Here is a 22,489-nt window from a genome sequence, read left to right as displayed (position 1 = left end):
GGCCTGCGGGCGGGGCGTGCGGCAAGGCGTACTGGGAAGGCTTCGGGAACAGCGTGGCGTGCACCGGTGCAGGCGTCACGCACCTACCCTGAGGGCATGGCGGGATCCCAGTTCACTCTAGCCGCGTTGGCGACGACGGCCGTGCCCGGCCTCGTCGTCACGGGCACGCGCACGCTCGGCTCGGCCGCGGCCGGCGACTACGAGTCGGCTCTCCTCCGCGACGCCGACGGCGCCCTGACGGTCATCCGACGTCCCCGGAACCAGCGGGCTGAAGCCCGGCAGTCGGCCGACCTCGTCGCGATCCGTGCGCTGAGCGCCGGGATCCGCACGCGCCTCCCGTTCGGTGTGGCCGAGTACCGCGGTCAGGCGCCGATCGGATCGACCCGCGCCATCGTCACCACCCGGCTGCCGGGCGCGCACCCGACGCTCGCGTCGTTCGCCGAGCGCCCCGAGCTCGCCACGAGCGTCGGCCGCGCCCTCGCCGCGATCCACCAGCTGCCGACGAGCTTCGTCTCGGACGCCGGCCTGCCGTCGCTCACCCCGTTCGAGGTGCTGCGCTCCGCCGTGTCCGTGATGGACCGCGCCGTCGCCACCAAGCTCGTGCCCGCCGCCCTGGTCGAACGGTGGGAGGGTGCCGCGCGCGACCAGCAGCTGTGGCAGTTCACCCCGACCGTCGTGCACGGATCGATCGGCACCGGCGTGCTGCTCGTCGACGGCGACGCCGTCAGCGGGATCCTCGACTGGGGCGAGCTCCGACTCGGCGACCCGGCGAAGGACCTCGCCTGGGTGCTCGCCGGCCGACGCGACGCCTTCGACACCGTCCTGAGCGCCTACGAGGCGAACGGGGGCGGACGCGACCGCCAGCTCGCGCAGCGCGCCCGCGTGCACCACGAACTCGAGACGGCGCACTGGCTGCTGCACGGCGTCCAGGCGAAGAGCACCGAGGTCGTCGACGACGCGGTCGCCATGATGCACCGGCTGGTCGACGCCGTGCACGCGCCGAGCGCGGAGCCGCTGCAGTCGGTGTCCCCCGAGACGATGGAGATCGGCGAGGTCGAGCAGCTGCTGTCGTCGACCGAACGCCGACACGGCTGACCCCACGCGTCGGCCGGGCGGCCGACGACGGTCGCACGGGACGCGGTGTCCGCGACCGCCTGGAGGCCCGGTGCCGGTCCGGCGGGCCGGCACCGGGCCTCCAGTGCGTTGCCGGACGGGCGCGGGGCGCTCCGCCGAGCGGTCACGTCTGCCGGGCGGTCACGTCGTCGATCAGCCGGGACCCGGCGACCCAGCAGCGCGGTGTCCCGAGTGCCCGTCAGCCGATCGCGGCCGTCCAGGCGCGCTCGAGTCCGGCACGGTCCAGCAGCTCGGTCGGACGCACCTCGAGGTCGTCCGCGACGAAGTAGAAGACGGCGTCGACCTGGTCGAGCGGTCGACCGGTGAACTCGGCGTAGGCCACCCGGTACAGGGCGAGCTGCAGCGTCCGTCGGGCCAGGTCGTCGGCACCGGACGGTGCCTTGCCCGTCTTCCAGTCGACGACCTCGGCACGCCCGTCGATCTCGTAGACGGCGTCGAGCTTGCAGACGACGCTGTGCCCGAGGAACGGGATGTGGATCTCCCGCTCGACCTCGACCGGCGTGCGGCCGGCCCACCGTGAGCGGGCGAAGGTGGCCTGGAAGTCGGCCAGTCGTCGGGCGTCGTCGTCCGTGACCACGGCGTCCGGCGAGGCGTCGACCAGGTCATCGGCGTCGAGGTCGAGCTCGTCGCCCCACACGTCGAGGGTCTCGAGCGACCCGCCCGTCCGGGCACGCTGCTCCACCCACTGGTGGAAGAGCGTGCCGAGCCGGGTCGCTCGGTACGGACGCTCCGGCATCGGCCGCCGCAGGCGTTCGGCCACCGTGTCCGGCTCGGTCAGGTAGTCCTTGAAGCCGGAGGCCGGCACGCGGTGCGGGACCACGACCGCGTGCTTCGCGTTCCGGGTCGCGCGTCGTTCGGCGAGCAGCAGGTCGATGTCGGCCGCGTACCGGCCGGAGGCACCGGGGTTGGCGTTCCGCACCCGCTCGGCCGCCGCCAGCACCCGGGGCGCACGCTGCCCGAACGGCACGTGCGGCCAGAGCTGCTGCGCGCCGTCCTCGCCGAGGGGGTTCTCGTCGTACACGGTGGTCTCCGGGACCGCGGTGCCGTCGACGACCCCGGCGTCGACCAGGTCGTGCAGGTACCGGCTCGGCTCGGTGGGGCGCACGCCGCCGGCCCAGAACGAACCGGACACGAGCAGGTCGTGGCGGGCACGGGTCAGCGCGACGTACGTGAGTCGGCGTTCCTCGTCCTCGTTGCGGGCCTTCACCTGCTCCTTGAAGGCGTCGATCGCGGTCGTGACGTCCTTCTGGGTCTCCTGCCCGCGCCACGCCAGGCTCGGCAGCTCGGCGCCGTCCCCCCGGAACTCGTACGGCAGACGGCCGAAGCCGAGCCACCCGGACGAACCCTCCTGCGGCCGCGCGGGCAGGCCACCCTCGACCATGCGCGGCACCGCGACCGCGTCCCACTCGAGGCCCTTCGAACCGTGGATCGTCAGGATCTGGACCGTGCCGGCTTCGGGTTCCTCGGAGCGCGGGCCCATGTCGTCACGGCGGGCGGCGGCGTCGATCCACCCCAGGAAGGAGCCGAGGTCGGCACGGTCGTCGGTGGACACGAACCCGGCGAGCTCGTCGATGAAGGCATCGAGGTACGCCCCGCTGCCCTGCTCGTGCGCCGCGACCTCGATGTCGAGCCGCATCTCCTGCACCACGAGCGTCACGAAGTCGACCAGGTCGCTGCCGGCCCGCGACCGCAGCATCGCGAGCTGCGTGCCGAGCGCCCGCATCCGGCTGCGGCCGGCGGGCGTGATGCCGTCGAGCGCGCCGTGCTCGTCCGGTGCGGTCGCCACGAAGTCCAGGGCGTCGACGATCGAACCGTGCTCCCCCGCGGCCACCGAGGCGCGGAACGCCGCCGTCAGCTCGTCGTCGAGCCGCTGCTGGGTGTGGTCGCGCTGGAACAGCCACCGCGCGAGGTGGTGCAGGGCGACGACGTCCGCCGCGCCCACCCGCCACCGGGCACCCGCGAGCAACCGGATGAGGTCGTTGCCGGCAGCCGGGTCGTGCAGCACCCGCAGGCACGCGACCAGGTCCACGATCTCGGGGCGCTGGAGCAGGCCGCCGGTGCCGAGCACGTGGAAGGGCACCGCGCGCGCTCCGAGCGCCGCGGTGAACGACGCCAGGTCCTTGCGGGCACGGAGCAGCAGGGCCATCGACCCGGTCGGGTTCCGCTTCCGGTGGCCCTGGAACCACGCGGCGACCTCGTCGGCCTCTTCCGGCAGGGTCTCCGGGAACACCGCCCGGACCGTCCCGGCGTCCGCACCGGGTCGCGGTGACAGGCGCTCGACGTCGACCTCGGATGCCTCGGACAGCGGCGCCACGATCGCGTTCGCCCCCGCGAGGACGTCGACCGGGTTCCGCCAGCTCGTCGACAGCGCGAACGTCACCGGCCGGACCGCATCCGGCTCGGTGCCGCCGAAGTCGTGCGGGAAGCGTGCGAGGTTCGCGGCGCTCGCACCGCGGAACCCGTAGATCGACTGGTGCGGGTCGCCCACGGCCATCACCGAGTGCCCGCGGAACAGCCGGGCGAGGAACCGGGTCTGCACCACCGAGGTGTCCTGGTACTCGTCGAGCAGCACGACGCCGAACCGCTGCCGCAGGTCCGTGACCACCCGCGGCGCGGACTCGGCCGCGGCGAGCGCCAGCGCGATCTGGTCGGAGAACTCGACGAAGCCGCGGTCGACCTTCTGCCGCCGGAACTCCGCGACCAGGTCGGCCAGGGGCTCCAGCGCACCGATCGCCGCGACGGCGTCGGTGATCGCCTTGTACGGCTTGCCACGGTTGCCGGGCAGTTCGAGCAGGTCGGAGAACTCGACGGCGAACCGGCGGAGGTCCTCGGGTTCGACGAGGTGCTCGGACGTGGCCCCGGCGAGCGCCACGACGGCCGCGGTGAGGGTGTCGACGTCGCGGTCGAGGGCGGCCAGACGGTCGTCACGCGCGGCCACCACGACGCGGCGGGCCAGCTGCCAGGCGGACGGTTCGGTCAGGACCTGGGACTCGCCGTCGCGGCCGACGAGCAGGGCGTTCTCGCGGAAGACGGCGTTCGCGAAGGCGTTGTAGGTCGACACCGTGGGCGCTTCGAAGGCGTCGCCCGGGGTGATCAGACCGACGTCCTCGAGCGCACGGATGCGGTCGTTGATGCGCACCGAGAGCTCGCCGGCGGCCTTGCGGGTGAAGGTCAGGCCGAGGACCTCGTCGGGGCGGACCATCCCGTTCGCGAGCAGCCAGACCACGCGCGACGCCATCGTCTCGGTCTTGCCGCTGCCGGCTCCGGCGACGACCAGGGCGGGGGTGAGCGGGGACTCGATGACGGCGCGCTGCTGAGCGGTCGGGCGCGGGCGGCCGAGGGCGTCGGCGATGGCGTCGGCGCCGTGCTGGACCACAGGCGCAACGAGGACGTCCGTCGCGTCGGTCGCGTCGGTCGTGTCGGTCGTGTCGGTCGTGTCGGTCACCAGGTCACCTCCGAGACCACGTGGATGCGGCACTCGACGCCGGTCCGGGCCTTCTCGCAGTGGTCGTCCACGTTCGCCAGGAAGGTCCGTCCGGCCATGCCGCGCGCGACCCCGTGCAGGCGCTCCCGGTACGCGTCGCGCGCCTCGGCGTCGAACGCGTGCTGGGTGCGCTCCGAGTAGGCCTGCCCGCCGCGGGGGTTCTGCACGAACACGAGTCGGGCGTCCGTCATGGGCGAGCCGGCCGGAACGCCCTCGACCGCGCCGTCCTCGATCGCCAGCTGGTACGCGCCGAGCTGCGGGTGCTCCGGCATGTCGTTCTTCTCGCTCGGCATCGAGCGTCCGGTCTTGAGGTCCACGACGCTGACGCGGCCCTCGGGGTCGACCTCGATGCGGTCGATGCTGCCGCGCATCCGGGCGGGGCCGGTGACCAAGGCGAACGAGGTCTCGGCGCCGAGCAACCGGCGGCCGGCGCCCGCGAAGGTTCGCAAGTAGTCGCTGAGCCCCTCGATCATGCGGCGGGTGCGCGCGCGTTCCCGATCGGCCACCCACGGCGACTCGAAGGTCAGTTCGTCCCACCGGGCCTCGACCCGCTCCCACAGCGACTCGACGTCGATCTCGGTCGCGTGCTCCATCGCCTCGTGCACGATCGTGCCGATCCCCATCGCCGGACTCGGCGCACCGCCCCCGAAGGTCTGCACGAACCAGTGCACCGGGCACTCCTCGAACGTGCCGATGCGCGACGGTGAGACGGACACGGTCGGCGCGACGGGTTCGCCGCCCTCGACCTCGGGGGCCGGGTCGGCGTCGAGGTCGACCAGCGGCTCGTCGGTGGTGGGCTCGGCGAGGCCGTACCAGTCGTCCGGTGCGGCCCCGGGGACCTCGGCCTCGGCCAACCGGGCCAACGCCGAGGCGGCCTCGTGGTCGCCGGACAGGACGACCCGACGTCGCAGGGACCCGGCCAGTCCGCGCAGGGACAGCGGGTGCACGGTCGGCTGCCGGTCCGGCGGTACCGGCACCAGGCGGACGAACGGTGACGGGGACTCGTCGTCGTTGGCGACGGTGCCGATCACGACCTGCGTGGTCGCTCGGGAGACGGCGCGGGCGAACAAGCGGAGTTCGTCGGCGACCACCGCGGCGCGGTCGTCGATCGGCGAACGCTCGGCCCCCGACGCCGCACGGACCAGGCCGTCCGGGTCGAGCAGACTGCCGCGCACCCGGGTGTTCGGCCACACGCCGTCCTGCAGCCCGAGCACCACGACGACGTCGCACTCGAGTCCGATGGTCGCCGAGGGGGTGAGCACCCGGACCCGGCCGGCGGTGCGGTCGGGGCCGATGGAGTCCTCGGGCAGGTCGGCGCCGAGCAGGTCGTCGACGAACACCCGGGCCGGGGCGTCCGGGGTGCGTTCGACGAACCGCTTGGCGGCGGTGAACAGGCCGACGACGGCGTCGAGGTGCCGGTCCGCCTCGCCCGCTCCGACCCCGCCGGCTGCGGACTGCCCGCCCCACGACTTCGCGAGGCCGCTGCGTTCCCACAGGCCCCAGAGGATCTCCTCGATGCTCGATCCGGCCTCGGCGTCGGCGTGTGCCTGCACCAGACTGCGTGCGAGTCGGGTCGCCCGTCTGGCGAAGCCGGCGTCGACCGTGGCCAGACGCTCCGGGGCACCGAGCGCGTCGATCAGGAGTTCGTCGGCCGTGCGGGTGCCGTCGCCGGCGAGCTCTTCGCGCCGCAGGGCGAGCCGCAGTCGGCGCATCGCCAGGGTGTCGAGTCCGCCGAGCGGCCCGGTGGCGAACGCCGTGGCCAGGGCGGCGTCGAGGGGCAGGACCCCGAGGGCGACCGCCGCGGCGTCGAGCAGCGCCCGCGCCGCGGAGTCGTCACGGGGGCGGACGGGCGCGGCACCGGCGGTCGCGGGGACCTCGGCCACCGAGAGCGCACGCACGAGCTCGGGGATCGCGGCGCCGCTGCGGGTGACGACGGCCATCCGGTGCCACGGCACACCGTCGAGCAGGCGGTGCTCCCGGAGCCGTCGGGCGACGGCCACCAGCAGCGCCGACCGGCTCGCCGCCTCGAGGTGCACGACGGCGTCGGCTCGGGCGTCCTCGTCACTCGCCGCCGCCGCGCGCTGCCGACCGGCCGCCGCCGTGCCGATGCGCCCCGTGATCCCGGAGACCAATGACCGGATCGGCGCGGGGTACCGGTGCACGGTGCCGAGGAAGAGTTCGTCGACCCGGTCCACGCCGAGCCGCACGGCCAGGCGCCCGAGCACGTCCGGTTCGGCCCCGCGGAACGCCGAGGCGGCGATGTCCGGGTCGCCGAACGCGACGACCTGCACACCGGACCGGGCGAGCGCACCGAGCAGTGCCACCTCGCCCTCGACGAGTTCCTGGGTGTCGTCGACCACGATGAGTCCGAGGGCGGCGACGCTCGCGGGCAGCTCCCCCCGCAGCACGGCGGCGGTGGCGAACGCGACGAGCTCACCGGAGTCGAGGCTGGTCGCACGGAACGCGGTGACCGAGGCCCGGTACTCGTCGACGAAGTCACCGACGGCCCGCCACTCGGGTCGACCGCCCTCGTCGCCGAGCTCGCGCATGTCCTCGGGCTCGACGCCCGCCGCGACCGCACGCATCATGACGTCGCGCAGCGCGGTCCGGAACCCGGCGCGCTCGCGCACCACCGCGGTGATGGGTTCGGGCCAGTCCGGACCGGTGCCGTCGAGCTCGTGACCGGCGAGCAGGTCGGCGATGATGCGGTCCTGCTCGCCACCGGTCAGCAGCGTGGGCGCTTCCTGCCCCTGGACCGCGGCGGCGCGCGCGACGATCTGGAAGGCCAACGAGTTCACGGTCCGGGCGAGCGCTCCGGGCACCACGCGGTCGACGGCGGCGGCGAGGCGGTCACGCAGGGCGGTGGCAGCGGTCCGCGACGAGGTCAGCGCGAGCACGGTGGCGTGCCCGTCGGGGCTGATCGCGTGCGGTCCGCGCAACCGGTCGGCGACGAGCCGGGCGAGCGTGGTCGTCTTGCCCGTGCCGGGAGCGCCGATGACCGCCGCGTGTCGGCCGTCGGGCAGCGCGAGCACGGCGGCCTGGGACGGGTCGTCGACCAGAGCGCGTGCGACGCCGACGTCTGCGGGGGCTGGCGTCAGCGTGGTCTGCGGCACGCTCGTACGGTACCCACGACCGCCGACACCATCCGGCCCGACGCGGGCGCGGCGCGTACCCGGGCCGCCGAGTGCGCCCGCGGCGAACGTCCGATGTCCTCCGGGACCGCTCGGATACGCTGTGCTCGTGGACATCAAGATCGGCATCATCAACAGCCCGCGCGAGATCGCGTTCGAGACCGCCCAGACCGCCGACGAGATCGAGAAGGCCGTGTCTGAGGCCCTCGCGTCGAAGGCGACGCACCTGTCGCTCCAGGACGAGAAGGGCCGTCGCTTCATCGTTCCGGTCGCCGCCCTGGCGTACGTCGAGGTCGGCGCGGAAGAGGCACGCCGCATCGGCTTCGTCGCCTGACGACGTGGAACTGCTCTTCGCCGTCCTCGGCGGCCTGATCATCGGCGGGATCGCGCACGTGGTCCTGCCGTGGCGCGCCAGTCGTGGCGTCCTGATCGGGCCCGCCGTGGGCGGCATCGCCGCTGCCGTGCTGTGGGAGGCACTGACCTGGGCCGGCTGGCGGTACGACGCCACCTGGATCTGGGTCGTGGCCCTGGTCGGCGCGGGCGTCGTCGCCCTCGTCGTCGAGTGGCTGCTCGGGACGCGCCGCGACAAGAGCGACGTCGAGTACTACGAACGACTCAAGGCCCGCGGGGCCTGAGCCGAGCACGGGACCGCCGCGCCTAGGCCGTCAGGCCGAGTGCGTCCATCCGTCGGGTGTGCGCCGCGATCAGTTCGGTCCAGACCGGCTCGAGCCGCTCCTGGTCCTCGCGCGCGTGCGACGCCAACGCCGACCGCGCCACGAGCAGGGTGTCGCCGACCAGACGCCGACCCCACATCGCCAGGCGCGAGCCGACCTCGGGGTCGTCCTCGATGCGGGCGGTCAGTTCCTCGACGACCGCGGGTTCCTCACGCGCGTCGAACACGGAGCGCAACCGCTGCCGCACGTCGTTCGGCAGCGACCGCAGCAGGTTGCCGAACAGGTCGTTCAGGATGCCGGCCGTGACGTAGCCGGTCAGCATCGACTCGTACCAGTCCGCGCCGCTCGTGCGCTCGAGGAACCGGTCGATCGCCTCGCGGTGCGGCGCCATCAGTTCCGCCGGGTCCGAACCGCCCCGTTCGATCTCGGCGACGATCGTGCGGTGCCGGTCGAGCGCCGTCGTCGCGAGCACACCGGTCACCAGGCGACCGGACAGCGTCGGCGCCGAGGCACCGGCGCGACCCATCGTCTCGTAGACGGAGAGCTGCAGGTACGCCGCCTGGCCCAGGTAGACGTCGAGCTCGGGGGTGACGTCGTCGAGCGCCAGACGCTTGACCTGGCTTGCGTTGCGCGGGTTCCGCGACGCGAGCCACGCTGCTGCGAGCTGCGCCGCGCGCTTCCGGTTCCACCACGACACCACCCGGAGAGCATAGCGGGAACCGCCTCGCGCCCCGCTCCACCCGCCCATCGGTAGACTGGCCCGGACTTCCACCAGAACTAAGGTGATTCTTTGACTTTCGCAGACCTCTCCATCGAGCAGGACATCGTCGACGCGCTCGCGGGCAAGGGCATCCTCGAGCCCTTCCCGATCCAGCAGCAGACGATCCCGCTCGCCCTCACCGGCCAGGACATCATCGGCCAGGCCAAGACCGGTACCGGCAAGACCTTCGGGTTCGGCCTCCCCCTCATCCAGCGACTCGGCGCCGACCCGGCCCCCGGCGTCAAGGCCCTCGTCGTCGTCCCGACCCGCGAACTCGCGGTCCAGGTGACCGAGGACCTCGAGGTCGCCACCTCGAACCGCCCGACCACCGTCGCGGCGATCTACGGCGGCAAGGCGTACGAAGGCCAGATCGAGCAGCTCAAGGCCGGCGCCCAGATCGTCGTCGGCACGCCCGGGCGCCTCATCGACCTGCAGCGCCAGCGACTCCTCGACCTGTCCCACGTGCAGGAAGTCGTCCTCGACGAGGCCGACCGCATGCTCGACCTGGGCTTCCTGTCGGACATCGAGCGCATCTTCCAGGCCATCCCCGAGGTACGGCACACGATGCTGTTCTCGGCCACGATGCCCGCGCCGATCGTCGCCCTCGCCCGCCGGTTCATGAGCCGTCCGGTGCACATCCGGGCGACCGACCCGGACGAGGGCCTCATGCAGGCCAACATCAAGCACCTCATCTACCGCGCGCACTCCCTGGACAAGGACGAGGTCATCGCCCGCATCCTCCAGGCCGAGGGCCGCGGCAAGACCGTGATCTTCACCCGCACCAAGCGTGCGGCGGCGAAGCTGGTCGAGGAGCTCAAGGACCGCGGGTTCAACGCCGCAGCGGTGCACGGTGACCTCAACCAGGAGCAGCGCGAGCGCGCGATGGCCGCCTTCAAGGCCGGCAAGCGCGACGTGCTCATCGCCACCGACGTCGCCGCCCGCGGCATCGACGTGGACGACGTCACGCACGTCATCAACCACACGATCCCGGACGACCCGGACACCTACCTGCACCGCGCCGGTCGTACCGGCCGTGCCGGCAAGACCGGCATCGCGGTCACGTTCGTCGACTGGGACGACCTGCACAAGTGGACGCTGATCGACAAGGCCCTCGAGTTCGGCATCCCCGAGCCCGTCGAGACCTACTCGTCGTCGCCGCACCTGTTCGAGGAACTCGACATCCCGAAGGGCACCAAGGGCCGTCTGCCCGGTGCCTCGTCGCACGCCGCGTCGGCCGGTGCCCCCGCCGAGAAGCGCAGCAGCGACCGTCCGGCCTCCGGTCCGCGGGACGCGTCGCGTTCGCGTTCGCGCAGCCGCACCCGGCCAGGAGGCTCCGAGCAGCCCGCCTCGCAGGCTCCCGCCGCCGAGTCCGCGGCTCCGACCTCCGCGCCCACCGACGACACGTCGGCCACCGAGGGCGGGACCACCGACGGCGCCGCGAAGCGTCGCCGCCGTCGCCGCCGTCGCGGAGCCGGCACCGGCGATGCCTCGGCGACCGCCTCGGCACCGCAGGGTTCGTCGGACGGCGAGTAGCGCCTCCAGACCGAAGGGTCCGTCGCTGACGCGACGGGCCCTTCGTCGTCCCCACCCGCCGACTGCGTCCGCGAAAGCGACAGATCGCCGCGAACTGTCGGCGGGAATCTGTCGCTTTCGCGGAGAGGTCAGGCCGCGCCGAGCGACAACTGTCGCTTCGGTGAGACGAGCCTCGGGTCAGGACAGGCGCGAGCCGGGGCCGACCACGGGGGCGCTGCCGGTGGCCTCGGACAGGATGGCGTCGAACGCGACCCGAGCCGTCCGGTGCTCGCCGAGCCGGTTCGGCTTGCCCGTGCCGTGGTAATCGCTCGAACCGGTGACGAACAAGCCGTAGCGCGACGCCCAGTCGAGCAGGGTGCGTTTGCCGTGCGCCAGGTTCTCGCGGTGGTCCACCTCGAGCCCGCCGAGCCCGGCGTCGACGAGGTCGCGGAGCATCGGCTCGTCGATGACGATCCCCCGCGACGAGGCTGCCGGGTGCGCGATGACCGGCACACCGCCCGCCTGTCGGATGAGTTCGACGCCGCGCAGGGGCGACGGCGCCTCGTGCGGTTCGTAGTAGCCGGACGCCGGGTGCAGGATGCCGCGGAACGCCGCGCTCCGGTCGGACTCGAGGCCCCGCGCGACGAGCGCGTCGGCGATGTGCGGGCGGCCGATGGTGGCCCCGGGGCTCGCCTGGGCCAGGACGTCGGCCCAGGTGATCGGGTGGTCTTCGCCGATGCGGTCGACCATGCGGTGCGCGCGGGAGAGGCGGCCGGAGCGGATGCGGTCGGTCTCCTCGACGAGGCCCGGGTCGTGCGGATCGACCAGGTAGCCGAGGACGTGCACGCTGCGGAAGCCGATGCGCGTGCTGAGCTCGAGACCCGGCAGGAGCGTCAGCGGCAGCTCGCGTGCGGACTCGGACGCGTCGGCCCAACCGGCGGTCGTGTCGTGGTCGGTCAGCGCGACGGCGTCCAGGCCGGCGGCCGCGGCCGCTCGGACGAGCTCCGCGGGTCGCTCGGTGCCGTCGGAGACACTCGAGTGCGCGTGCAGGTCGATGAACGGGTCGGGCACGTCGACAATGCTATCCACAGGTGAGGGGCCGCACAGGACGCCGGTGCAGCGCGGTGCGATGATGGGGACATGGCCGACACGACTCCCCGCGCGACGAGCAACCGTTCCACGACCCCCGGGTCCTCGACCTTCAAGGACTTCATCGGGTCGCAGTGGGCCGACCGCGAGCAGACGATCCCTGAGCCCCGCGAACAGGCCGCCTTCGCCGCCGAGCGTCGGGCCCGCATCTCCGAGCTGCACCCGGGCCGCACGATCGTCGTCCCCGCCGGGCAGGCCAAGGTCCGCTCGAACGACTGCGACTACCCGTTCCGCCCGCACTCCACCTTCGCGCACCTGACCGGGTGGGGCACCGACACGGTCGTCGGTTCCGTCCTCGTGATGTCGCCGAACGGCTCCGGGCACGACGCCACGCTCTACTTCCGCGCCACGGCCGGTCGTGACTCCGAAGAGTTCTACGCCAACCCCGAGATCGGCGAGTTCTGGGTCGGCCCGCGTCCCTCGCTCGACGCCGTCGCCGCCGACCTCGGGCTGGCCACGGCCGACCTCGGTGCCTTCTCGGACGTCGCCGACGGACTCGACGCCTCGGCGCTGCTCGTGCGCGAGGCCGACGACGACCTGACCCGCACGCTCGACGCACGACTCGGCAGCGCCGTCGGCGGCGCACCGGAGACCGACGACGCACCGGCGACCGACGACGTCCTCGCCCGCGACCTGTCCGAGCAGCGCCTGGTGAAGGACGCGTACGAGGTGGGCGAGCTCCGCAAGGCCGTCGACGCGACGAAGCACGGCTTCGACGACGTGATCGCCGACTTCGACGCCGTCCTGGCACACCAGCGGGGCGAGCGCATCGTCGAGGGCACCTTCAACCGTCGGGCTCGCGCCGACGGCAACACGGTCGGCTACGACACGATCGCCGCCTCGGGCCACCACGCCTGCATCCTGCACTGGACCCGGAACGACGGCGCCGTGCAGCCGGGTGACCTGATCCTCATCGACGCCGGGGTCGAGGTCGACTCGTTCTACACGGCCGACATCACCCGCACGCTGCCGGTCAGCGGCACGTTCTCGCCCGTGCAGCGCATGGTCTACGACGCAGTGCTCGAGGCAGCAGACGCCGCGTTCGCCATCGTCAAGCCGGGCATCACGTTCCGCCAGGTGCACGCCACGGCGATGGAGGTCATCGCCCGCAAGACCGCCGAGTGGGGCTTCCTGCCCGTCTCGGCAGAAGAGTCGCTCGAACCGGACAACCAGTTCCACCGCCGCTACATGGTGCACGGCACGAGCCACCACCTCGGCCTCGACGTGCACGACTGCGCGAAGGCCCGTCGCGAGATGTACATCGACGGCGTCGTGCAGCCAGGCATGGTGTTCACGATCGAGCCCGGTCTGTACTTCCAGCAGGACGACCTGACCGTGCCCGAGGAGTTCCGCGGCATCGGCGTCCGGATCGAGGACGACATCCTGGTCACCGAGGACGGCGCCGAGAACCTGTCGATCGGCATCCCCCGGACCCCCTCGGAAGTGGAGGGGTGGATCGCCCGCTCCGGCCGCTAGCCTGAGCGGGTGACGACGCCCGACGCCTCCTCCGACGCCCGCACGCCGCAGTTCTCGATCGAGGTCGAGCACTTCGACTCCCCCGACGCGCAGCGACTCCGGGCCGCGCAGCGCCTGGAGATCGACCGTGCCTACGGTGGCGACACCGAACCCGGCGACAAGCCGACGGCAGACTCCATCGCGGTGTTCTTCCTGGCGCGCGACGAGGCCGGCACTCCGCTGGCGTGCGGCGGACTGCGGGTCGTCGACGACGGCATCACCGAGATCAAGCGCATGTACGTCCGGCCGGAGTCCCGCGGCTCGGGTGTGGCGGCCACGCTGCTGCGCCGGCTCGAAGAGGCCGCGCTGGACCTCGGGTCACCGGCGCTCGTGCTCGAGACGGGGAACGAGCAGAAGCGCGCCGTCGGGTTCTACGAGCGCGAGGGATTCACGCGCATCGCCAACTTCGGTCCGTACGTCGGCGCCCCGCTGTCGATCTGCTACTCGAAGGTGCTGTAGCCCGAGCACACCGGCCCCGAGCACGCAGGCGTCAGGCGCGCTCGTCGCCCTTCGGGGACGACGGCGATGACGGCGACGACGGGGTCGACGAAGACGACGGTGCCGGCGGCGTCGCACCGGGCACCCGCTCGCCGTACTGCGGCGGGTCCTGCGGACGACGCTCCGGGATCGCCGGCCCACCCGAGGTGGGTCGGTCGGCGGGAGCGGCAGCGGACGGGTCGGCGTTCTCGCCGTACCGGGGCCCGTCGTTCGTGCCGTACCGCGGCGCGCTCGACGCACCCGGCGCCGTGGGCGCATCCGTCTGACCGCCTGGGGCCGACGTGCCGGGCTGCTGCGGGCCTCCTGGCTGCTGGTGGGGTGTCGCGTGTCCGCCGTACGGCGACTGCTGCTGCGGCGGGGCGGGACGCCACGGCTGCTGTCCCTGCACCGGTGCGCCGGGGGCGCCCTGCTGGGGCTGCTCGTTCCAGTGCGTGGACGGCGTCGCGCCGTGCTCGCCGAGGATCCGCTGCGCCTGACCGGTCAGCTGCGGGTTGACGACGATCTGGTAGTTCGTGGCGAGCACCTGGTGGACGCTCGTGAAGTCGCGCTGTCGCTTGGTGATCGCGAACGAGACGATGCCGTAGAGCATGCCGAACGCGGCGCCGATGATCGCAGCGGCGAGGATCAGGCCGCCGGAGCTCGGCGAGAACAGGGTGAGCACGATGCCGAAGAAGATGCCGAGCCAGAGACCGGACAGTGCTCCGGCGATCGCCGCACGGCCGTAGGTCATCTTGCCGGTGACGCGCTCGACGGTCTTCAGGTCGTTGCCCACGATCGAGAGCTGGTTGACCGGGAAGTCGGCGTCGGCGAGCTTCGCCACGACGCGCTGCGCATCGGGGTAGCTGTCGTACGTGCCGAGGACGTCGCCCTTGGGCAGCGTCGGGAAGGCCTGGGCGGTCCTGCCGGCGAAGGGACTCTGATTGCTCACACAGCCATCATTCACCGCGCACCTTGCAATCGCACGTGCACCGCCGGGGAAGCGCCAGCACGCGACCGACTACGCTGGGTCGGGTGAGCGCCACGAAGGTCTTCGTCGCCCGCCTCGCCGGGTGCTCCGTCTTCGACCCCGCGGGCGACCGCGTGGGCAAGGTCCGGGACGTCCTGGTGGTCTACCGCCGGGCCGATCCCCCGCACGTCGTGGGGTTGATCGTCGAGGTGCCGGGCAAGCGCCGCATCTTCGTCAGCGTCGGCCGCATCACCTCGATCGGTGCCGGCCAGGTCATCACCACCGGGCTCGTCAACATGCGCCGCTTCGAGCAGCGCGGCGGCGAGGTCCGGGTGATCGCCGAGATGCTCGGTCGCAAGGTCCTCATCAAGAACCAGCGCATCCGCGCCACCATCGAGGACGTCGCGATCGAGGACCGCGGGCAGGGTGACTGGGAGGTCGCGCAGCTCTTCCTCCGCAAGCCGAAGACCACCCCGTCACCGTTCGGCAAGGGCCCGACGACCTTCGCGACGTGGAACGAGGTCACCGAGGACGAGCTCCCCGGCGAGGCCCAGTCCGCCGAGCACGTCATCGCGGCGTACTCCGACCTGGTGCCCGCCGACCTGGCGAGCACGCTGCTCGACCTGCCGGAGGAACGCCGGTTCGAGGTTGCCGAAGAGCTGCCCGACGACCGGCTGGCCGACGTGCTCGAGGAGATGCCCGACCAGGAGCGCGTCGAGATCCTGTCGCGGCTCGAGGACTCCCGCGCGGCCGACGTGCTCGACCAGATGCAGCCGGACGACGCCGCCGACGTCCTCGCGCAGTTCTCCGACGAACGGAGCGAGGCGCTCCTGCAGCTCATGGAGCCGGAGGAGGCGCAGGACGTCCGCATGCTCCTGGAGTACGAGCCGGACACCGCCGGTGGTCTGATGACCACCGAGCCCGTCATCGTCTCCGCCGACGCGACCGTCGCCGAGGGGCTCGCGCTCGTCCGCCGCCACGACCTCGCCCCGGTGCTCGGTGCCGCGGTGTGCGTCACGCTGCCGCCGTACGAGCCGCCGACCGGTCGGTTCCTCGGGCTGGTGCACTTCCAGCGCATGCTCCGCTACCCGCCGAACGAACGGCTCGGCACGCTCATCGACCAGCAGACCGAACCGGTCCGGGTCGACGCGAGCGCTGCCGAGGTCACCCGCGTGATGGCGACCTACAACCTGCTGTCCGTCCCCGTGGTCGACGACGCCCACCGCCTCGTCGGGGTGGTGACGATCGACGATGTCCTCGACCACGTCCTGCCGGACGACTGGCGAAGTCAGGGCGAGGGGGAACCCTCACCGCTTCCACGCCAACGCCCGCGCAAGACACCCGTGACGACGGGAAGGAGGACCACCCGTGGCCCGAACGGATGAGAACCGTCGTGATCGCGAGCGCTCCGACGTCCGCCTCGACTCCCCCAAGGGCATGCGCACGCGCGTGCTCCCGACCCGCCGTCGTGGCGGACGCGGTGACACGTTCGGTCGCGCGACGGAGGGCATCGCACGAGGCATGGGCACGCCGTGGTTCCTCATCGGCCTCACCCTGTTCTGTGTGGTCTGGATGGGTTACAACACCCTCGCGCCGAAGCCGTGGCAGTTCGACTCCGCCGCGATCGGCTTCACCGCGCTGACCCTGGTGCTGTCGCTCCAGGCCTCGTACGCCGCCCCGCTCATCCTGCTCGCGCAGAACCGGCAGGACGACCGCGACCGCGTGCAGTTCGAGCAGGACCGGCAGCGTGCGGAGCGCAACCTGGCGGACACCGAGTACCTGGCGCGCGAGGTCGTCGCGCTCCGGCTGGCGATGCGCGACATGGCGTCGAAGGACTTCATCCGCGCCGAGCTGCGGTCCCTGCTCGAGGAACTCGACCGGCGCGACGCCGACGACGCCGGCTACGCGAACGAGCCCGGCAGCTCCACCCGTGGCTGAGGCGGCTCCTGCCGACGAGCAGCTGGGCACGGCGGTCCTCGCTGCGCTCGGCCGCGTGATCGACCCCGAGATCCGTCGGCCCGTCACGGAGCTCGACATGATCCGTGGGGTCGACGTGCAGCCAGGAGGCGCGGTGCGCGTCGACCTGCAGCTCACGATCGTGGGGTGCCCCGCCGCCGACACCATCGAGCGCGACGTGCGCGTCGCCGCCGGTTCCGTCGACGGGGTGTCGTCGGTCGACGTCGACGTGTCGGTGATGGCCCCCGCGACGCGCGCCGCGCTGACCGAACGCCTGCGGGCCGGCCGGCCGAACGGCATCCAGTTCACGGCAGACTCGCTCACCCGGGTGATCGCCGTCACGAGCGGCAAGGGCGGCGTCGGCAAGTCGACGGTCACCGCCAACCTCGCCGTCGCGCTCGCCCGCCGGGGCCTGCGGGTCGGGGTCGTCGACGTCGACGTGCACGGCTTCAGCATCCCCGGGCTGATGGGACTGACCGACGAGCACGGCGTCGCGCCGCGTCCGACCCGGGTGGACAGCATGATCCTGCCGCCCGTCGCCCACGACGTGAAGGTCGTGTCGATCGGCATGTTCGTCGACGACGCCTCCACCGCGGTGTCCTGGCGCGGCCCGATGCTGCACCGCACCGTGAACCAGTTCCTGACCGACGTGTTCTTCGGCGACCTGGACGTCCTCCTGCTCGACCTGCCGCCCGGTACCGGCGACGTCGCGATCTCGGTCGGCCAGCTCCTCCCGCACGCCGAGGTCCTCGTCGTCACCACACCCCAGGCAGCCGCGGCCGACGTCGCCGAGCGCAGCGGGATCGTCGCACGCCAGACGGGCCAGCGGGTGATCGGGGTCATCGAGAACATGGCCGGGCTCGTGCAGCCCGACGGCTCGGTCCTGCACCTGTTCGGCGAGGGCGGTGGCGCCGAGACCGCCGCACGGCTGTCCCGCGGGCAGGACGCCCCCGTGCCGGTGCTCGGCAGCGTGCCGCTGTCCGTGCCGCTCCGCGAGGGCGGGGACACCGGCCTGCCGGTGGTCCTCGGCGCGCCGGAGGACCCCGCGGCCGTCGCCCTCGCCGCGATCGCCGACGGCATCACGACGATGGGGCGCGGACTGGCCGGACGGAAGCTGGGTCTCTCGCTGTCCTAGGCTCATCAGCATGAGCATGGATCACGTCAGCGTCGACTGGGACCGCGCCCGCGACACGAACCGGGCGAACTGGGACGACCGGGTCCCCATCCACGAGGGCGCCTACGCCGTGGACGAGCTGTCCGACCCGGCGCACCGCTCCGACGTCGTGCGCGACGACCTGCCGGTGTTGACGCCGTGGCTGCCGGACGGCACGCTCGCCGACCTCGACGTCTGCCACCTGCAGTGCCACATCGGCACCGACACCGTGTCGCTCGCCCGCGAGGGTGCCCGACTGACCGGTGTCGACTTCTCCCCCGCGGCGCTCGCCTCCGCCGCCGGCCTCGCGACACGGCTCGGCCTCGACGTCACCTGGGTGGAGACCGACGTGCTCGACGCCCGTGCCGCGGTCACCGGTGACTTCGACGTCGTCTACACGAGCATCGGCACGATCTGCTGGCTCGCCGACCTCGACCGCTGGGCAGCACAGGTCGCCGGCCTGCTGCGCCCGGGCGGGGTGTTCTTCATCCGCGACGGCCACCCCGCGCTCTACGCCCTCGACGAGACCGCCGACGAACTCGTCACCCGGTACCGGTACTTCCCGGACGGCACCGCGCAGCAGTGGGACGACGCCGGCACCTACGCCGGCGACGGCACCGTGGCGAACACCCGTACGTTCGAGTGGCCGCACCCGCTGTCCGAGATCGTGAACGCCCTGCTCGACGCCGGACTCCGACTCCGCCGCCTGGACGAGGGGCGCACCCTGCCCTGGCGCTTCAGTCCCCGCATGGAGGACACCGGTGACGGCTCGTGGGCGTGGCCCGACGCCGATCGCGACCGGGTCCCCCTGACGTACACGATCGTCGCCACCCGCGACTGACGACGGGCGTCCTGCCATCCGCTCGGCGCACGCCTGTACGTTCGTTCATGGACAGGTCGTTCCACCCCGGAGCATTATGCAAGGGCATTGCACAATGCCCTTGCGGAATGTGACCGCCTGGGCTCCACCCGCCGGACGACGACGTCCGGCCGAGGACAGGAGAACCGTGTGAACCAGAACACCCGAGTACGGATCGGCCTCGTGGCCACCGTCGCCGCAGTGATCGCCGGGGGATCACTCGCCGCAGCACCGGCCATCGCCGCGACGCCGTCGTGCGCGACCGCGTGGACCGCCGGCACCGCCTACTCCGGCGGTGCCACCGTCAGCGAGAACGGATCGAACTACACCGCGAACTGGTGGACGCAGGGCGACGACCCCGCGACGCACGCCGGGGCGACGGGCAGCGGCCAGCCGTGGACGTCGACCGGCGCCTGCTCCGGCACGGGCGGCGGCACCACTCCTCCCGGCGGGGGGACGACGACCCCCGGCACGGGCGGGAGCGGCGGCACGGCCAGCGGACTGGTGTTCAGCCCGTACAAGGACATCACCGTGAACCTCGACTGGAACACGAACGTCATGAACACCGCGGTCACCGGGACGCGGATCCCGGTGGTCGGCTCGAGCAACAGCCTGGTGTCGACCCGCGAGCCCGGCCTCAAGGCGATCACCCTCGCCTTCGCGACCGGCACGTGCGGCAGCGAGAACTGGGGCGGCGTCGCGGCGGATGCCTTCGCGAACGCCAACATCCCGAAGCTCGATGCCGCCGGGGTGAACTACATCGTCAGCACCGGCGGAGCCGCCGGTTCGTTCAAGTGCTCGGGCGCCGCACTGCAGTCGTTCATCGCCCGGTACGCGACCCCGCACATGATCGGCGTCGACTTCGACATCGAGAGCGGTCAGTCCGCCGCCGACGTGCAGAACCTGGTGAGCGCCGCAGCCCTCGCCCAGGCGAAGTACCCGGGCATGCGCTTCTCGTTCACGCTCGCGACCCTGGCCGCCAGCGACGGCTCGTACGGCGGGCTGAACAGCACCGGCGACGCCACCGTGAAGGCGATCAAGGCGTCGACCCTGACGAACTACACGATCAACCTCATGACGATGGACTTCGGCCGCGCGACCGCCGCGAACTGCGTGCTCTCCGGCTCCACATGCCAGATGGGCAAGTCGTCGATCCAGGCCGTGACGAACCTGCAGCACACGTACGGCATCGCGTCGTCGAAGATCGAGGTCACCCCGATGATCGGCGTCAACGACACCACCGACGAGGTCTTCACCCTCGCCGACGTCGACACCCTGTCCGCCTACGCGAAGGCGAACGGCCTCGCCGGGATCCACTACTGGTCGCTCGACCGGGACACGCCCTGCGCCTCGACCACGGCGTCGTCCACGTGCAGCTCCGTCCCGAGTGCACCGGCACTCGCCTGGACGGATCGTTTCCTCGCCGACCTGAAGTAGACGTCACCACAGGAAGGGCGGGAGGCCCGTGGCGGATCCGCCACGGGCCTCCCGTCTGCCGTCCGGTCAGGTGACGGGCGTCAGGTCGCTTCCGCGTCGAAGGGTGGCGCTTCTCCCGCAGCCAACGGCACGACGGGAGCCGTCGCGCGCACCTTGGAGGCGGTCACCTGCGCGGTCTGGACCGCGGCGGCGCTGCTGGCACTGCCGGAGTCGAGGAGCGCATCGCGGATGATCCGGCGTGGGTCGTACTGTCGCGGGTCGAGCTTCTGCCACTCGATGTCGTCGAACTCGGGGCCCATCTCGTCGCGCATCCGCTCCTTCGCGGTGTCGGCGAACCGGCGGACGGCCTTCACGAACTCGGCCAACTTCTGGGCGTACATCGGCAGGCGCTGCGGCCCGAGCAAGAGCACGGCAATGATCCCGATGATCAGGATCTTGTCGAGCGGGATGTTCACGTGAGCGAGCCTAACCCGTACGGCTCCGATGCACCCCTAGAGTTGTCAACCGAACGGAGTGTGCGTGTCAGAGAAAGAGTCGAACTGGAAGTTCGCCGAGGACATCGTCTCGGAGTCCGAGGCGATCGCCCGCGCTCGTGAGCACTCCCTGGAGCTCGGTGTCGAGGCGATCTCGCCCGCGATCGGCGCGCAGATCGGCGTCATCGCCGCAGCCTCCCGAGCCACGAGCATCATCGAGATCGGGACGGGCCTGGGAGTCTCCGGGCTGTACCTGCTCGGCGGCGCGCCGGACGCGACCCTGACCACCATCGACGTCGAGGTCGACCACCAGCAGTTCGCCCGCGACGCCTACATCAGTGCCGGCACCGCCCCCGCTCGGATCCGGCTCATCCCTGGTCGCGCGAACCAGGTGCTCCCCCGGATGAACGAGGCGTCGTACGACGTCGTCCTGGTCGACGCCGACCCCGAGCACGTCATCGAGTACGTCGAGCACGGTCTGCGGCTCGCGCGCCTCGGTGGGACCGTCCTGGTGCCGCACGCACTGTGGCGCGGACGCGTCGCCGACCCCGTCAAGCGCGACCGGGCGACGACCGACTTCCGGCTGCTGCTGACCGAGGTGTCGACGTCAGGTGCGGTGCGCAGTGCGCTCTCGCCGGCCGGCGACGGGCTGCTGCAGCTGACGAAGGTCACCGCGTAGCAGCCGTCCCCACCGGTCACTCCAGGTGCCGCAGGTACCGCTCTGGGGACTCGAGGAACGACCGCTGGTTGCGCACCAGGTCGAGGTCCTCCCACTCGGTGCGCCGGAACCCCCACTCGCCGACCTCGTGGATCGTCGCGCCGGGGAACGCCGCCAGGACCGGTGAGTGCGTCGAGAGCACGACCTGCCCGACCCCGCTGTCGACGATCGACCGCAGCAGCGCGATGAGCGTCAGACACCCGGAGAAGGACAGCGCCGACTCCGGTTCGTCGAGGATCCAGAGCCCCGGCCACTGCGCGCGGTCGATGACGAAGTCGAGGAACGACTCACCGTGGCTGCGCTCGTGGAACACCGGCTCGGGGCGGGAGTGGTTGGGGTGGTCCTCGAGGTAGGTGAAGAAGCCGTGCATGGTCTCGGCGCGCAGGAAGAACCCGCCGCGGGGCGCACCGAAGTCACGGCGGAGGATGATGTGCTGCCACAGCGACGACTCGGACGGACGCGTCGAGTGGTTCGCCAGGGTGGAGCCGCCCTCGGGTGACATGCCGAACCGGAGCGCGATCGCCTCGATCAGGGTGGACTTGCCGACACCGTTGTCGCCGACGAACACCGTCACCGGGTCGAGGTCGAGTCCCTCGTCGAGCAGCTGCCGCACCGGGGGCAGCGTCGCTGGCCACACGTCGCGCGGCATCGGGTCCGGGTCGCGGTACTCCTCGACACGGCGGATCGGCATGTGGGTCCTCGGCACGAGGCCATCCTGCCGGACCCGACCGACAGCGCGACGGGCGCGGACGCCGACGGCGCGGCACCCCAGACGCAGACGACGGGCCCGGCGCGTACACGCTCCGGACCCGTCGTTCTGGTGCTTTCGACTACGAGGCCGAGACGACCTCAGCGAGTGCGTCATGGAGTTCCTTGGCCTCGGCATCGTTGACCGAGACGACCAGGCGGCCTCCTCCTTCGAGCGGAACCCGCACGATGATGAGTCGACCCTCCTTAACAGCCTCCATCGGCCCGTCACCGGTCCTCGGCTTCATGGCTGCCATCAGATGTCCCCTTTCGTGCAGTACATGCCCGCTCATTATCTCGTATTGATGGGGCAACTGCGAAACCGCCCAGGTTGGGGGTGTCG

Annotated in this window: 20 protein-coding genes; 12 read left to right on the top strand and 8 right to left on the bottom strand. The window is 72.1% G+C overall.

Going from position 1 to position 22,489, the window contains the following annotated elements:
* The first annotated feature begins 96 nt into the window (after positions 1-96).
* Positions 97-1,095, top strand: coding sequence for a phosphotransferase (locus tag EDF42_RS15290; RefSeq protein WP_123294087.1), 999 nt, complete (start codon positions 97-99; stop codon positions 1,093-1,095).
* Between the two features lie 217 nt (positions 1,096-1,312).
* Here the strand turns inward: EDF42_RS15290 and EDF42_RS15285 are convergent, their stop codons facing one another.
* Positions 1,313-4,579 carry an ATP-dependent DNA helicase gene (locus tag EDF42_RS15285; RefSeq protein ID WP_123673136.1) on the bottom strand — a complete coding sequence of 1,089 codons (3,267 nt, stop codon included), beginning with the start codon at positions 4,577-4,579 and terminating at the stop codon, positions 1,313-1,315.
* The gene (locus EDF42_RS15280; protein WP_185040981.1) at positions 4,576-7,731 is read right to left on the bottom strand and encodes a UrvD/REP family ATP-dependent DNA helicase; all 3,156 of its coding nucleotides are present in this window, start codon (positions 7,729-7,731) and stop codon (positions 4,576-4,578) included. The genes EDF42_RS15285 and EDF42_RS15280 overlap by 4 nt, the downstream gene beginning before the upstream one ends.
* A 127-nt stretch (positions 7,732-7,858) precedes the next feature.
* Between EDF42_RS15280 and EDF42_RS15275 the strand changes: the two genes are divergently transcribed.
* The gene (locus EDF42_RS15275; RefSeq protein ID WP_111084998.1) at positions 7,859-8,083 is read left to right on the top strand and encodes a DUF3107 domain-containing protein; all 225 of its coding nucleotides are present in this window, start codon (positions 7,859-7,861) and stop codon (positions 8,081-8,083) included.
* Between the two features lie 4 nt (positions 8,084-8,087).
* A complete protein-coding gene (locus EDF42_RS15270) occupies positions 8,088-8,384 on the top strand; it encodes a hypothetical protein (protein ID WP_123294090.1) in 297 nt (98 codons plus the stop codon).
* A gap of 22 nt (positions 8,385-8,406) precedes the next feature.
* Here the strand turns inward: EDF42_RS15270 and EDF42_RS15265 are convergent, their stop codons facing one another.
* Positions 8,407-9,123, bottom strand: coding sequence for a ferritin-like domain-containing protein (locus EDF42_RS15265; protein ID WP_260213504.1), 717 nt, complete (start codon positions 9,121-9,123; stop codon positions 8,407-8,409).
* 90 nt (positions 9,124-9,213) lie between these two features.
* On the opposite strand from EDF42_RS15265, the gene EDF42_RS15260 reads away from it, so the two are divergent.
* Positions 9,214-10,716 carry a DEAD/DEAH box helicase gene (locus EDF42_RS15260; protein ID WP_123340719.1) on the top strand — a complete coding sequence of 501 codons (1,503 nt, stop codon included), beginning with the start codon at positions 9,214-9,216 and terminating at the stop codon, positions 10,714-10,716.
* 177 nt (positions 10,717-10,893) lie between these two features.
* On the opposite strand, the gene EDF42_RS15255 is transcribed toward EDF42_RS15260, so the two are convergent.
* Positions 10,894-11,766 (bottom strand): PHP domain-containing protein, encoded by an 873-nt coding sequence (locus EDF42_RS15255; RefSeq protein WP_123673133.1) that lies wholly within the window; start codon positions 11,764-11,766, stop codon positions 10,894-10,896.
* Positions 11,767-11,835: 69 nt separating this feature from the next.
* Between EDF42_RS15255 and EDF42_RS15250 the strand changes: the two genes are divergently transcribed.
* Complete coding sequence (locus EDF42_RS15250) at positions 11,836-13,320, top strand: aminopeptidase P family protein (protein ID WP_123673131.1); 1,485 nt, start codon at positions 11,836-11,838, stop codon at positions 13,318-13,320.
* Positions 13,321-13,329: 9 nt separating this feature from the next.
* Positions 13,330-13,818, top strand: a complete 489-nt coding sequence (locus EDF42_RS15245) for a GNAT family N-acetyltransferase (protein ID WP_123340716.1) — start codon at positions 13,330-13,332, stop codon at positions 13,816-13,818.
* A gap of 31 nt (positions 13,819-13,849) precedes the next feature.
* On the opposite strand, the gene EDF42_RS15240 is transcribed toward EDF42_RS15245, so the two are convergent.
* Complete coding sequence (locus EDF42_RS15240; RefSeq protein WP_123673129.1) at positions 13,850-14,785, bottom strand: general stress protein; 936 nt, start codon at positions 14,783-14,785, stop codon at positions 13,850-13,852.
* 83 nt (positions 14,786-14,868) lie between these two features.
* Here EDF42_RS15240 and EDF42_RS15235 point away from each other — a divergent pair, with 83 nt between their 5' ends.
* The 5 genes from EDF42_RS15235 to EDF42_RS15215 all read left to right on the top strand — a co-directional run bounded on the left by EDF42_RS15235 (position 14,869) and on the right by EDF42_RS15215 (position 20,208).
* The gene (locus EDF42_RS15235) at positions 14,869-16,188 is read left to right on the top strand and encodes a magnesium transporter MgtE N-terminal domain-containing protein (protein WP_111084991.1); all 1,320 of its coding nucleotides are present in this window, start codon (positions 14,869-14,871) and stop codon (positions 16,186-16,188) included.
* 52 nt (positions 16,189-16,240) lie between these two features.
* Entirely contained in the window at positions 16,241-16,741 is a 501-nt protein-coding gene (locus EDF42_RS15230; RefSeq protein WP_111085044.1) for a DUF1003 domain-containing protein, read from the top strand.
* Complete coding sequence (locus EDF42_RS15225; RefSeq protein ID WP_123673127.1) at positions 16,734-17,894, top strand: P-loop NTPase; 1,161 nt, start codon at positions 16,734-16,736, stop codon at positions 17,892-17,894. Before EDF42_RS15230 ends, EDF42_RS15225 begins: the two co-directional genes overlap by 8 nt.
* A 10-nt stretch (positions 17,895-17,904) precedes the next feature.
* Entirely contained in the window at positions 17,905-18,753 is an 849-nt protein-coding gene (locus EDF42_RS15220; RefSeq protein ID WP_123673125.1) for a bifunctional 2-polyprenyl-6-hydroxyphenol methylase/3-demethylubiquinol 3-O-methyltransferase UbiG, read from the top strand.
* A gap of 168 nt (positions 18,754-18,921) precedes the next feature.
* Entirely contained in the window at positions 18,922-20,208 is a 1,287-nt protein-coding gene (locus tag EDF42_RS15215; protein ID WP_185040979.1) for a carbohydrate-binding protein, read from the top strand.
* A gap of 80 nt (positions 20,209-20,288) precedes the next feature.
* Here EDF42_RS15215 and EDF42_RS15210 read toward each other — a convergent pair whose 3' ends face one another.
* Positions 20,289-20,663, bottom strand: coding sequence for a twin-arginine translocase TatA/TatE family subunit (locus tag EDF42_RS15210; protein WP_111084987.1), 375 nt, complete (start codon positions 20,661-20,663; stop codon positions 20,289-20,291).
* Positions 20,664-20,727: 64 nt separating this feature from the next.
* On the opposite strand from EDF42_RS15210, the gene EDF42_RS15205 reads away from it, so the two are divergent.
* Complete coding sequence (locus tag EDF42_RS15205; protein WP_123294100.1) at positions 20,728-21,360, top strand: O-methyltransferase; 633 nt, start codon at positions 20,728-20,730, stop codon at positions 21,358-21,360.
* Between the two features lie 16 nt (positions 21,361-21,376).
* Here the strand turns inward: EDF42_RS15205 and EDF42_RS15200 are convergent, their stop codons facing one another.
* Positions 21,377-22,105 (bottom strand): AAA family ATPase, encoded by a 729-nt coding sequence (locus EDF42_RS15200; protein ID WP_123673121.1) that lies wholly within the window; start codon positions 22,103-22,105, stop codon positions 21,377-21,379.
* 124 nt (positions 22,106-22,229) lie between these two features.
* Positions 22,230-22,403, bottom strand: coding sequence for a DUF3117 domain-containing protein (locus EDF42_RS15195; protein ID WP_123673120.1), 174 nt, complete (start codon positions 22,401-22,403; stop codon positions 22,230-22,232).
* Positions 22,404-22,489: the final 86 nt, after the last annotated feature.

The organism is Curtobacterium sp. PhB172 (genome assembly GCF_003752545.1).
In the GTDB taxonomy this organism is placed as follows: Bacteria; Actinomycetota; Actinomycetes; order Actinomycetales; family Microbacteriaceae; genus Curtobacterium.
The sequence above is the reverse complement of the archived record's forward strand: the minus strand, read 5'-3'. Positions and strand labels throughout refer to the sequence as shown.